General features: G+C 72.3%; 13 protein-coding genes and 1 pseudogene. 9 read left to right on the plus strand and 5 right to left on the minus strand.

The features are described from left to right. Positions 1-53 precede the first annotated feature (53 nt). Both AC5WS8_RS03915 and msrA read left to right on the plus strand, forming a co-directional pair. A complete protein-coding gene (locus tag AC5WS8_RS03915; protein WP_496101813.1) occupies positions 54-656 on the plus strand; it encodes an Rv1733c family protein in 603 nt (200 codons plus the stop codon). 165 nt (positions 657-821) lie between these two features. After that, positions 822-1334, plus strand: a complete 513-nt coding sequence (msrA, locus tag AC5WS8_RS03920) for a peptide-methionine (S)-S-oxide reductase MsrA (RefSeq protein WP_496101814.1) — start codon at positions 822-824, stop codon at positions 1332-1334. A 252-nt stretch (positions 1335-1586) separates the two neighbouring features. Here msrA and AC5WS8_RS03925 read toward each other — a convergent pair. From AC5WS8_RS03925 to AC5WS8_RS03935, 3 genes and pseudogenes are all read right to left on the minus strand, one after another. Further along, positions 1587-1829 (minus strand): annotated as a pseudogene (locus AC5WS8_RS03925) (FCD domain-containing protein); the annotation flags it as partial. A 22-nt stretch (positions 1830-1851) separates the two neighbouring features. Next, the gene (locus tag AC5WS8_RS03930; RefSeq protein ID WP_496101815.1) at positions 1852-2895 is read right to left on the minus strand and encodes a DUF6745 domain-containing protein; all 1044 of its coding nucleotides are present in this window, start codon (positions 2893-2895) and stop codon (positions 1852-1854) included. A 20-nt stretch (positions 2896-2915) separates the two neighbouring features. Continuing rightward, positions 2916-3242 carry a DUF8820 family protein gene (locus AC5WS8_RS03935; RefSeq protein ID WP_496101816.1) on the minus strand — a complete coding sequence of 109 codons (327 nt, stop codon included), beginning with the start codon at positions 3240-3242 and terminating at the stop codon, positions 2916-2918. A gap of 172 nt (positions 3243-3414) precedes the next feature. On the opposite strand from AC5WS8_RS03935, the gene AC5WS8_RS03940 reads away from it, so the two are divergent. The 6 genes from AC5WS8_RS03940 to AC5WS8_RS03965 are packed head-to-tail and all read left to right on the plus strand — an operon-like array spanning position 3415 to position 9501. Then, on the plus strand, positions 3415-4371 hold the full coding sequence (locus AC5WS8_RS03940; RefSeq protein ID WP_496101817.1) for an STM4015 family protein: 957 nt from the start codon (positions 3415-3417) through the stop codon (positions 4369-4371). 7 nt (positions 4372-4378) lie between these two features. Next, positions 4379-5344, plus strand: coding sequence for an STM4015 family protein (locus tag AC5WS8_RS03945; protein WP_496101818.1), 966 nt, complete (start codon positions 4379-4381; stop codon positions 5342-5344). Beyond that, the gene (locus tag AC5WS8_RS03950) at positions 5325-6482 is read left to right on the plus strand and encodes an STM4014 family protein (protein ID WP_496101819.1); all 1158 of its coding nucleotides are present in this window, start codon (positions 5325-5327) and stop codon (positions 6480-6482) included. The genes AC5WS8_RS03945 and AC5WS8_RS03950 overlap by 20 nt, the downstream gene beginning before the upstream one ends. 1 nt (position 6483) lies before the next feature. After that, positions 6484-7290, plus strand: coding sequence for an STM4013/SEN3800 family hydrolase (locus tag AC5WS8_RS03955; RefSeq protein WP_496101948.1), 807 nt, complete (start codon positions 6484-6486; stop codon positions 7288-7290). After that, complete coding sequence (locus AC5WS8_RS03960; protein WP_496101820.1) at positions 7287-8645, plus strand: STM4012 family radical SAM protein; 1359 nt, start codon at positions 7287-7289, stop codon at positions 8643-8645. The genes AC5WS8_RS03955 and AC5WS8_RS03960 overlap by 4 nt, the downstream gene beginning before the upstream one ends. Before the next feature lie 10 nt (positions 8646-8655). Continuing rightward, positions 8656-9501 carry an STM4011 family radical SAM protein gene (locus AC5WS8_RS03965; RefSeq protein WP_496101821.1) on the plus strand — a complete coding sequence of 282 codons (846 nt, stop codon included), beginning with the start codon at positions 8656-8658 and terminating at the stop codon, positions 9499-9501. Between the two features lie 36 nt (positions 9502-9537). On the opposite strand, the gene AC5WS8_RS03970 is transcribed toward AC5WS8_RS03965, so the two are convergent. Further along, positions 9538-9762: a hypothetical protein gene (locus AC5WS8_RS03970; RefSeq protein WP_496101822.1), complete on the minus strand. Its 225-nt coding sequence runs from the start codon at positions 9760-9762 to the stop codon at positions 9538-9540. Next, on the minus strand, positions 9759-10394 hold the full coding sequence (locus tag AC5WS8_RS03975; protein ID WP_496101823.1) for a nucleotide-binding protein: 636 nt from the start codon (positions 10392-10394) through the stop codon (positions 9759-9761). Before AC5WS8_RS03975 ends, AC5WS8_RS03970 begins: the two co-directional genes overlap by 4 nt. A gap of 202 nt (positions 10395-10596) precedes the next feature. Between AC5WS8_RS03975 and AC5WS8_RS03980 the strand changes: the two genes are divergently transcribed. Beyond that, entirely contained in the window at positions 10597-11898 is a 1302-nt protein-coding gene (locus AC5WS8_RS03980; protein ID WP_496101824.1) for an FAD-dependent oxidoreductase, read from the plus strand. Positions 11899-11990: the final 92 nt, after the last annotated feature.

An 11990-nucleotide genomic window follows, 5' to 3' on the forward strand; every position in this document is an offset into this window, starting at 1 on the left:
GCACCCTGTCCCGGGCTGCCACCTTCGTGTCGGAGACGTCGAGGAGGTGCGGAATGACGCGCAAGGGAAAGCCGGCGAGCGGGAAGCCCGGGCGAACGAGGTCGCTGCTGTGGCGGTGGCGGAGCAACCCGATCCGTCGACGCGACGACGTTCTCGAGGCGTGGCTGTTGCTGGTCGTGGGGGCCCTCATGGTGGTGGGCGGCACGCTGGCCGGCGTCGTGAGCGCGCACGCCGCCGACCAGGTCCTCGCCCGGCAGCGGACCGAGCGGAGCCCTGTCCCCGCCGTGCTCCTCACCGATGTCCCGCGCGCGGCGGCCTCGGGACTGGGCAGGGACCTGGCCTCGGCAGAGGTCCGCTGGACCGCCCCGGACGGTTCCGTGCACAGCGGCATGACACTGGTGTCCCCGAACAGGAGGGCCGGCTCCACGGTGCGGATCTGGCTCGGCCCTCGCGGGGAGCTGAGCACCCGGCCGCCGACCCCGACCGAGGCGGCCGTCGAGGCGGGACTTTTCGGAGCCTCGGCGGCGCTCGCCTCGATCGGCGTGGTGTACGGCGTCGGGAGGGCCGGGCGGTGGTGGCTGGACCGGCGGCGCCTCGAGCAGTGGGACGTGGAGTGGACCCTGGTCGGGCCGCAGTGGGGGCGCAGGAAGACCTGAGCGGCGAACCGCCCCCGAAACGATCACCGCCCCGATCCCTTCGACCCCGCCCGGACGGAATTCTTCGGGGCCCTCATGCGCTGATGAAGTGCAAGGCAAGGGATGCGACGGTGTGCGAGCCGAACAGCGCGCGTGACCGGGACGACAGGTTATGGGAGGGCCGAGATGGCAGTGCAGACGCAGAGGGCCGTGCTGGCGGGCGGATGCTTCTGGGGGATGCAGGACCTGATCCGCCGGCTCCCGGGCGTGACGGCGACCCGGGTCGGATACACCGGGGGTGACGTGCCGAACGCGACGTACCGCAACCACGGCACCCATGCGGAGGCCGTCGAGATCCTTTTCGACCCCGAGAAGACCGACTTCCGTACGATCCTGGAGTTCTTCTTCCAGATCCACGACCCGAGCACCAAGGACCGCCAGGGCAACGACATCGGCCTCAGCTACCGCTCGGCGATCTACTACGTGGACGACGAGCAGAAGCGGGTCGCCGAGGAAACCATCGCGGATGTGGACGCCTCCGGGCTGTGGCCGGGCAAGGTCGTCACGGAGGTCGAGCCGGTCGGCCCCTTCTGGGAGGCCGAGCCCGAGCACCAGGACTACCTGCAGCGTTACCCCGACGGTTACACCTGCCACTTCCCGCGCCCGGGGTGGCGGCTGCCCCGTCGCACGGAGGGCTGACCGTTCAGCCGCTTCCGGCGGCCCTGCCACAGCGGGACGGGCCGCCGTTCGTTCCGGTTCCGGCGTTCCGGCATGCCGGTGACGCGTCGGGTGCGGCGCCGGGCGTCGCCCTTCGCCCCGGCGCCCCCACCGTCGCGCCCCTGGCCGGGTCAGGCCGCCGACCGTGGCGAACACGCGCCGCCACAGCGCCCCCCGATCACCGGTGACCCGGGCGGTGCGGGCTCCGCCCTGCTCCCGCGAGCCGACGGGGCGGCCCGGCCGGCGCAGGGACTCGGTGCGGCTCTCGGCGATCGAGAGGGAGATCTCGGCCATGACCCCGGCCAGGAGTGCGCTGCGGGCGGCCGCCGTGACCGCGGAGCGGAAACGCTGGTCCTCACCGACGCCGAGCTCCCGCGGTCGACCGCGTCCAGTCATCGCGGCCGGTGCGGCGTCGGTCTCGGCGAGATCCTCTTGGGTGCGGCGTACCGCGGCGAGGGCGGCCGGCTCGGTCTCCAGCGCGTGCCACGCCGGGGTCGGCTCAGGTCTCCCTCTCCGGCGCGTAGTCGGCCTCCGCCAGTCCGAAGGTCCAGGCGACGCCCTCCCGCGCGGTCCGGATGCGCGGCGGCACCCGCAGCCAGTACGTGCGGTGGGTGCCGTCGGGCTCAGGGGTGGAGTTGACCACCTCCACCATCACCAGCGGCTCGTCCCCCTCCAGTTCGATACGCCACAGCACACCCGCCTCGTCCCGCTGCACGGGTTCGGCCCCGGACTCCTCGAGGTAGCGGTCGTAGCCGTAGTACTCCAGCATCACGCGGCGAAGTTCGGCGTTCTCCTCCTCGCGTATCCGCATCGGGGTCAACCCGGCCAGCTCGCGGAGGAATGCGGCGGGGACCGGCATGCCGCGCCAGGCGTGCAGTGCGAAGCCGTCGGGGAAGGCCAGCGCCGGCCCGTCCCCGCGGTCGAGCCGGCCCGCCTCGTCCCGGTGCAGTTCCACGGGGCGTTCACAGACGACCGCGGTCTTCTCGTACGGCCACCACCAGCCGGCGGCACGGGCGACCGTGACGATGCCGTCGAGCGCTCCCTCGTCGTCCTGCCCGTCGAAGGCCGCCAGCCAGGCCGCGTCGTGCTGACCCAGGACGGCGTCGAGCAGCACGAGCCGGACGGCCTGCTCGCCCCCTGCCGCACCGGCCGACGCCTCCACCACGCCGGTCCGTATCCGCTCGGTCAGCATGACCATGCCGTCCCAGAGCTGAGCACCCGTCAGGGCCCAGTGCCCGGCCCAGCCCGCCGGCCCGAGCCGGTGGAGGGCACGCTCCCGAGCGGCGGCCCACGGCCGGGTACGGACCGCCTCGCGGACGCTGCGACCGGCCCTGCCCTCCACCGTCAGCCGTGCCGCCAGTGCCGCACCCTCGCGGGGCGAGCCCGCCCAGACGATGCGCTCCGGCTCGGGCAGCGCCGCCAGCCGGTAGGCCAGGCGCACCCCTTCCTCGGCAGCCGCGCGGTCCGCGGGGCCGGTCGCCGCCCCGACCTCGCGCCACGTCGCCACCGTGTCCGTCTGTACCGTCTCCGTCGGCGTCGTCACCGTTCCGCTCCCCCGCTGTCTCAGTCCGCCACGACGCGCACCGCGCCGGGCACGTACTCACGCTGCCGCACCACGCGGTACCAGCCCTTGGGCAGTGGTATCGCCGCGTGTTCCTCGTGCACCACCCGTCCGCCGTCGGGGAGGTGGAGATAGGAGGCCGCGAACGGCCCGGCCTCCCGGAACAGGGTGCCCGGACCGACCACCGCGTGGGCGTGCCCGGTGACCTCGCCCAGAGCCAGCACGAGCCTGCCGCGCGAGTCCCGCGGCTGCCGCGGCAGCCGGTCCGTGCCCGACGGCACGGCCGCCTCCGCCACGGGCACGATCAGGACGTCCCCTTGCCGGTACATGCGTGTCTCCCTCCCCGTCGGCGCCTCGCCGATCGACGTCCACGACGCTACGCCAGGGGTCTGACAACGCCCCCGGACCGGCCTGCGCCCAACCCGTCACCGACGATGTCAGAGCGGCTTGGTAGAACTGCGCGAGTAACGCACCGTGTTCGTGTCTCAGGAGGCCGGCGCCATGTCCCACGTCGAACATCTCAAGGAACTGCACGGCCTCCCGGCCTTCGACTTCCCCGCCCCCGAGGAGCGGCGGGAACTGCCGGAGGCGGGTGCTGTGGCCTGGCGGCTGGCCGCCGATCCCTACGGGGACTCCTCGGAGGAGGAGTTCGGGGACCTGTGGGACCGATTCCTCGACTCCGTGGACCCCACCGGGGTCCGCGCGATCATCGTGGGTCCGTGGGGTGAGGCGTACGACAACGACTCCGGCGTCATCGTGCGGCGGCTGGTGGACGCCCGTGACCGGCTGACCGCGCTTCGGGCCGTGTTCGTCGGGGATCTGGAGATGGAGGAGGCGGAGATCTCCTGGATCGAGCAGTCCGACGTCACGCCGGTCCTCGAGGCCTATCCGCTGCTCGAGGAGTTCGGGATCCGCGGCGGCACCGGACTGCGCTTCCCTGCCGTCCGCCACAAGCACCTGCGCAGACTCCGTTTCGAGGCCGGCGGCCTGCCGGGGGAGGTCGTACGCGGTGTCGCCGCCAGCGAACTCCCGGCGCTGGAGCACCTCGACATGTGGCTGGGCGTGACGGAGTACGGCGGCGATGCGACGGTCGCCGACCTCGCGCCGCTCCTGGCCGCGGGACGCTTCCCCGCGCTGCGCCACCTCGGCCTGCGCAACAGCGAGATCCAGGACGAGATCGCCGCCGCCGTCGCCGGGGCCCCGGTCGTCGCCCAGCTGACCTCGCTCGACCTGTCCCTGGGAGTGCTCACCGACGAGGGTGTGACGGCGCTGCTCGGCGGCCAGCCGCTCACCCACCTGACCCGGCTGGACCTCCACCACAACTTCGTCACCGAGCCGGTGGCCGAGCGGATACGGGTGGCGCTGGAGCCGTCCGGCGTGGAGATCGACCTGTCCGAGCCGGGCGATTCGTGGGAGGACGACGGCGTCGTCCGCCGCTTCACCGCCGTGGCGGAATGAGGCCGTCATGACCTTCGCCGATCACTTCGAGACGTTCCACGGGCTGCCCGTCTTCACCCTTCCCGAGCCAGCCGAACAGACGCTTCCGGCGGCGGGCGGGGTGGCCTGGCGGCTGGACTGCTTCGCGGCCGGCGAGATGCCGTTCCCCGAGCTGTGGCGGAGCTTTGTGGAGCGGGTGCCGAGCGCCGATGTACAGGCCCTCGTCATCGGGCCCTGGTGGGACGACGAGTACAGCGAGCTGCGTCCGGCGCTGGAGCTGGTGCTGGCCGACGCGGAGCGCTTCCCCGCGCTGCGCGCCCTGTTCCTCGCCGACGTCACCGGCGAGGAATGCGAGATCTCCTGGCTGCAGCTCACCGATGTCACCCCCGTCCTGGAGGCCTTCCCGCTGCTGGAGGAGTTCGCCGTCCGCGGGGGCGACTCGCACGGGCTCGGCGAGGAGCCCCTGTCGATGCGTCCGGTGCGCCATGACGCGCTGCGGGTACTGCGGTTCGAGTCGGGCGGGCTGCCCGGGCAGGTGGTGCGGGCTGTCGGCGCCTGCGAACTGCCCGCTCTGGAGCGTCTGGAACTATGGCTCGGCGTGTCCCAGTACGGCGGCGACACGACGGTCGCCGACCTCGCGCCGGTCCTGGCCGGGGCACGCTTCCCGGCGCTGCGCCATCTCGGTCTTCAGGACAGTGAGTTGCAGGACGAGATCGCGGCGGCGGTGGCCTCGGCGCCGGTCGTGGCACAGCTGGAGTCGCTGAGCCTGTCGATGGGCACCCTCACCGACACCGGTGCCGAAGCTCTGCTCCGCGGTCAGCCGCTCACCCATCTCAAGCGGCTGGACCTGCACCACCACTTCCTGAGCGATTCCACGGCCGAACGGGTCCGCATGGCCGTCGGCTCCTCCGGGACCGAGATCGACCTGTCGGACCACCGCACTCCGCACCGCTGGCGGGACGAGGAGTGGCGCTATGTCGCTGTCTCCGAGTGACCCGGGGTCCGGCACCGGCCTCCGGTTCGCCGTCATCGGCAACCCCGAGAACCGGCGGACGACGATGTTCACCGATGCCGTCCGTGCGGCGGGTCACGCGCCACCGCGCGTGCTGGCGTGGCGGGACGTACTGCGCGGACGCCACGCCTTCACACCGGGCGAGTTCGTACGCGTCGACTCCCCCGGCGAGAACGCCGAGGTCGACCGGCTGCTGCGGGGCACCGACGACCCCACCCGGGTGGAGGGGACCGCTCTGTGGCACCGCCGTTTCACCGCTGCGGTCCGGGAGGTGACCGCTGCCGCGCGCCGTGCGGGCGCGGTGACGTCCGCACACCCGGAGGATGTCGCGGTCATGTTCGACAAACGGCGCTGCCATGCCCGGCTCGCCGCCGCGGGCGTCCCGGTCCCGCCGGCGCTGACGGCTCCGGTCGGCGGCTGGGAGGAGCTGAGGGACCATCTGAAGGCCGCCCGCATGCCGCGGGCGTTCGTGAAACCGGCGCACGGCTCGTCGGCCTCCGGTGTAGTGGCCCTGGCGATGGCGGGGCCCCGCCGCATCAAGGCGACCACGTCCGTGGAAACCGCTCCCGACGGCCGCCTGTACAACTCGCTCCGGGTGCGCCACCACACCTCGGAGACCGAGGTCGCCGCCCTCGTCGACGCCCTGGTCCCGGACGGGATCCACGTGGAGCGGTGGCTGCCCAAGGCCTCGCAGGGCGGCCGGGCCGCCGATCTCCGGGTGGTCGTGGTCGCGGGACGGGCCACGCACGCCGTCGTGCGGACCAGCCGGCACCCCATGACGAATCTGCACCTCGGCGGCGTCCGCGGCGACCTGGGCGCGGCGCGCGAGGCGATCCGGGCCGCGGGAGGGAGCTTCACCGACGTGCTGGACACCGCCGAGCAGGCGGCCGCGTGCTTCCCGGACACGCTGTGCGTCGGTGTGGACGTCCTGCCGTCCACCGGGTGGCGCCGCTTCACCGTCGGTGAGGTGAACGCCTTCGGGGATCTGCTGCCCCGGCTGACCGGCCTGCCCGGGAGCGGCGCCGAGGGCCTGGACACCTATGCCGCGCAGGTCGCCGCCGCACCGGCCGCCGTTCGGCGAGCGGAACACGAGGAGCGTCACCATGACACCGTCGCCTGACATGAACGAGGTCGTGGGCAGCCACGACCTCCTGCTGGTCACGCTCGACACACTCCGCTACGACGTGGCACAGGAGCTGGCCGCGGCAGGGCGCATCCCGAACCTGGCCCGTCAGCTGCCCGGCGGCGCGTGGGAGCGCCGGCACGCCCCGGGCAGCTTCACCTACGCCTCCCACCAGGCGATGTTCGCGGGCTTCCTGCCGACACCGGCCGCGCCGGGCCCGCATCCGCGGCTCTTCGCCGCGCGCTTCGCGGGCAGTGAGACCACCGCGAACGGCACCTTCGTCCACGACACGCCCGACCTGGTCTCGGGTCTGGCCGCCGTGGGCTACCGCACCGTCTGCATCGGCGGCGTGGGCTTCTTCAACAAGCGGGGACCGCTGGGCTCCGTCCTGCCCGGGATGTTCCAGGAGAGCCACTGGGAGCCGGAGTTCGGCGTGCCCTCACCCACGTCCTTCGAAGCACAGGTGGCCTGCGCGGAGAAGGTCGTCGCCGAACTCCCCCACGAGCAGCGCCTGTTCCTCTTCGTGAACGTGTCGGCCCTGCACCAGCCCAACTGGTTCCACCTGCCCGGTGCGACCCGTGAGGCGGGTGACACGCGGGCCACCCACGCCGCGGCCCTGGAGTACGTCGACCGGCACATCGGACGGCTCTTCGCGGCGGCCTCCAGCCGTCGTCCGTGCTTCGCCGTCGTCTGCTCCGACCACGGCACCGCGTACGGCGAGGACGGCTACACCGGCCACCGCATCGGCCATGACGTCGTCTGGACCGTCCCCTACGCCCACTTCTTCCTCGACGAGGCCCGATGACCATCACCGAAGCAGCGACCACGCCCGCCGTCCGGCCGTACCAGCAGTACGTCTATGCGTATCCGCACAAGACCGCGTACCGCCCGCTGCGCCCGGAGCACGCTTCCCTGCGCGACCTGTGGGCCGGCGAGCCGAAGAACGCCCTTTCGCTCTACTTCCACATCCCCTTCTGCGAGGTACGCTGCGGCTTCTGCAATCTCTTCACCCGGATCGGCGCGCCGGACGGCCTGACCACCGCCTACCTGGACGCGCTGCAGCGCCAGGCGGCCGCGGTGCGCGAGGCGCTGGGCGACGGGGCGCGGTTCGCGAACGCGGCCTTCGGCGGGGGCACTCCGACGTTCCTGGAGGCCGCGGAGCTTGAGCGGCTGTGCGATCTCGCCGAGCGTGGCCTGGGCGCCGACCTGCGTGCCGTCCCCCTGTCCGTGGAGGCCTCACCCGCCACGGCAACCGCCGACCGGCTGGCCGTGCTGGCCGCGCGCGGCACCACGCGGCTGAGCCTGGGTGTGCAGAGCTTCGTCGACGCCGAGGCGCGCACGGCCGTACGCCCCCAGCGGCGGGCGGACGTCGAAGCGGCCCTCGCGCGGATCCGCGACGCCGGCATCCCCGTCCTCAACATCGACCTGATCTACGGCATCGACGGCCAGACCGAGGAGTCCTGGACGCACTCCCTCGACGCCGCCCTCGCCTGGCAGCCGGAGGAGCTGTACCTCTATCCCCTCTATGTGCGCCCGCTCACCGGTCTCGGCCGGCACGCCGACCGGGTGCCCGGCGAAGCCGCATGGGACGAACAGCGGCTGCGGCTGTACCGCCACGGACGCGACCACCTGCTCACGCACGGCTACGAGCAGGTGTCGATGCGCATGTTCCGCCGCACGGGCGCCCCCGTCACCGGCGCGGAGGACTACGCGTGCCAGACCGACGGCATGGTCGGCCTCGGCTGCGGCGCCCGCTCGTACACCTCCGCGCTGCACTACTCCTTCGACTACGCCGTGGACATGCACCGCATACGCGGCATCATCGACGACTACACCGCCCGCTCGGTCGACGACTTCCGCCACGCGGACTACGGCTGGGAGATGAACGGGGACGAGACCCGGCGCCGCCATCTGCTGCAGTCGCTGCTGCAGGCCGAGGGCATGCCGGTCGCGGACTACCGGGCCCGCTTCGGCACCGAGCCCGGTGCCGACTTCGCCGACGAGCTGAACAGGTTCCGCGACCGGGGCTGGCTGGACGAGACCGCCGGCCCGGAGTTGCTGCGCCTGTCCCCCGAGGGTCTGGCCCACTCCGACGCGCTGGGCCCCGAGTTGTTCTCCGCCGCCGTGCGAGAGCGCATGACCGCCTACGAACCGAAGTGACGGAGCCCGCATGGACCTGACGATCCTCTACCGTGGGCCGCTGGCGTCGTGCGACTACGACTGCCCGTACTGCCCCTTCGCCAAGCGTCGGGACACCCACGCCCAGCTGGCCGCGGATCGCGCCGCGCTGGAACGCTTCGCCGACTGGGCGGGCGCACAGCAGAACGACCGGCTCTCCCTGTTGTTCACGCCGTGGGGCGAGGGACTGGTGCGCTCCTGGTACCGACGCACGCTCGCGGAACTGAGCCGGCTGCCGCACATCCGCCGGGTGGCCATCCAGACCAATCTCAGCTGCCGCACGAACTGGCTGGACGCAGCCGACCTGAACACACTCGCCCTGTGGTGCACCTTCCACCCCGGACAGACGCCGTACGACCGCTTCCTCGCCAAGTGCCACGACCTCGCCGCCCGCGGGGTCCGTCACAGCGTCGGCGTCGTCGGCCTGCCCGCACACCTGGAGCACGCTCGCCGCCTGCGCGCCGACCTCCCCGCCCAGGTGTACCTGTGGGTCAACGCGGCCGAGGGGCACACCTACACCGACGCCGAAGCCGATCAGTGGACCGCCCTCGATCCGCTCTTCCCCTACAGCCGTCATCCGCACCGCAGTGCGGGCCTGCCCTGCCGTACGGGGGAGTCCGTCATATCGGTGGACGGCGAGGGCACGGTGCGCCGTTGTCACTTCGTCCGGTCGGAGCTGGGCAATCTGTACGACGGCTCCTACCGGCGGGCACTGCGCCCCCGTGCGTGCCCGCTGACCGTCTGCGACTGTCACATCGGCTATGTCCACCTGGAGACGCTGCCGCTGTACGACGTGTTCGCGGGTGGGGTCCTGGAGAGGATTCCCGCCACGCGGTGACCCGCACATGCGGCACACGCACCCAGGGCCCGTCGTCTACGGGGCACTCCTGAGGGGGCGCAGTGCCGCGGCGCCGACCCGCCCCATCGCGGAGACCGGTGCCCCCACCCATCGCATGAGGTCGCGCGGCAAGCCGGTGTCGACCTCGATGGTGAGCCGGACGTATCGGGTGCACAGCTGAGTGACCTTGACGGGACGCGGTACGGCGGCATCGGGTCCGCGGTGCAACGCGGCTCGGTAGGTGTCCTTGCGCTGGTTCATGCGGTGTCCTGTCGCTTGATGAGTTCGTCTGCGAGGTCCATGTACGCCGACCCCTTCGCCTCGACCGGACTGCCGAACGACTGGGCGTACAGGTCGAGCCGCGGAATGTGGGTGGACAGCACGTCGAATCCCCGCTCGGTGAGAGCTTCGCGGGCGTCGGCGTCGGGACCGGTGCGTGTGGCCTCGGCACGATTCGTTCGGTTGAGCAGAACGGCGGCGCGGGCGGGCTGGATGCGCAAGGACTGCACGTCGCCCATCTCGCCGCCGATGGGCGCCATGCGATCCAGTTCGATGGGAGCCGGAGCCACCGGCAAGATCCACTGGCTTGCGTACCTCATGATGCTCCGGGCGATGTGCGCGTGGTCCTCCAGCTGCGGAGCGTCGAACACGACGGCCTGCCGGTCGCCCAGGAAGTCGTTCACACGCCGGTGCACGTCGCCCACCGGAAGAGCGACCACAGGAAACGGAAAGCCGCCCGCCAACTCGCTCCAGTGCAGCGCGGAGGAGGCGGGGTCACTGTCGACCAGCAGCGGTGGGACGCCCGACTCGTGAAGTGCGTGAGCCAACCAGACCGCGCTGGTCGTCTTCCCCACTCCGGGCTTCAGGTTCACAAAGGCGTAGCTCAGTGGCACAGCACTCAACGTATGGTCGCGAGGGGCTGCCGGCCGTCGGTTCCGGGCACCGGTTCCCACCGTTCACCCCACGGCGTCCGTGAATCATCCGGATGGTCCAGTACGGAACGTGTTTTCAGCGAGGCATGCGGGGGCACAGCACACCGTCAGGTTCCCGCGTCGCACCGGCGTGGGGGCGGATGTCGTCGCGGAAAGGGCGGCTGTGGAGCGGACGACGTGCTGCGTGGTGGGCGGGGGACCCGCCGGAATGGTCCTCGGCCTGCTGCTGGCCCGGGCCGGCGTGGCCGTCACGGTTCTGGAGAAGCACGCCGACTTCCTGCGCGACTTCCGCGGCGACACCGTGCATCCGTCGACGCTGGCGCTGCTGGACGATCTCGGCCTGGCCGAGCGTTTCGCCCGCCTGCCGCAGCGCCGGGTGACCGCGGTCCGGCTGCCGATCGGCGCGGACGGTTCCCTGATGACCGTCTCGGACATCAGCGCCCTGCCGGCCCCCTACAACTACGTGGCCATGGTGCCGCAGTGGGACCTGCTCGACCTCCTCGCGGACGAGGCGCGCAAGGAGCCGTCGTTCTCCCTGCGCATGAACACCGAGGCGACGTCCTTTCTGGAGGAACGCGTGGAGGTCCCCCCTGGTGGAGCGAAGTCGAGAGCTCGGGGGAGGATCACCGGAGTTCGGTACCGCACGTCCGACGGCCGCAGCGGTGAGCTGCGGGCCACCCTCACCGTGGCCTGCGACGGCCGCGGCTCGCTGGCCCGGTCGCTGCCCGAACTGGGGCTGCGGCGGTTCACCTGCCCCATGGACGCCTGGTGGTTCCGGTTGCCGCGTCGGGAGAGCGACCCCCATGGGCTGCTGGGGGGCATCGGCGATCGCTTCCTCACCGCCCTGATCGACCGAGGGGACTACTGGCAGTGCGCCGCGCTGATCCCCAAGGGGACCGACGCCGAGCGCCGCGCCGCGGGTCTCGAGCGGTTCATGGCCGCGTTCTCGGCTGCCGTGCCCTGGCTCGCGGACCGGACGCACGCGCTGCGGTCGTGGGACGAGGTGAAGATGCTGGATGTACGGCTCGACCGCCTCCGGCGCTGGCACCGCCCGGGCCTGCTGTGCATCGGCGATGCGGCGCACGCGATGTCGCCGGTCTTCGGGATCGGCATCAACCTCGCCGTCGAGGACGCGGTCGCCGCCGCGCGTCACCTGGTCGGACCGCTGCGCGAGGGCGTGGTCGGTCTGCGGGACGTGCGCAACGTCCAGCGCCGCCGGTGGCCGACCACGGCGGCGACGCAGGCACTCCAGCGAACCGCCCATGCGCGGGTCATCGCTCCCGTACTCCAGGGACGGCCGCCCTTCGGCCACGCCGGGCGGGCGGAGCGGATGAGCGGACTGCTCGCCGGCGCACCGTGGCTCAAGCGTGTGCCGGCGTACTTCATCGGTTACGGCGCTCTGCGCGAGCGTCCGCCGGCCGAGTCGGTGCGCCGGGCTACGGCGCGCGGCCGACGCTCCCGGTGAGCGCCGCATCCCCACCCGTGCGTCCCCCGGTACGCCGCCGTCCATCCCGCCCGCCCAGGTCAAGGCACAGGTGGCGGCAGGCATGCGGCTCG

The organism is Streptomyces sp. PTL18 (genome assembly GCF_059510295.1).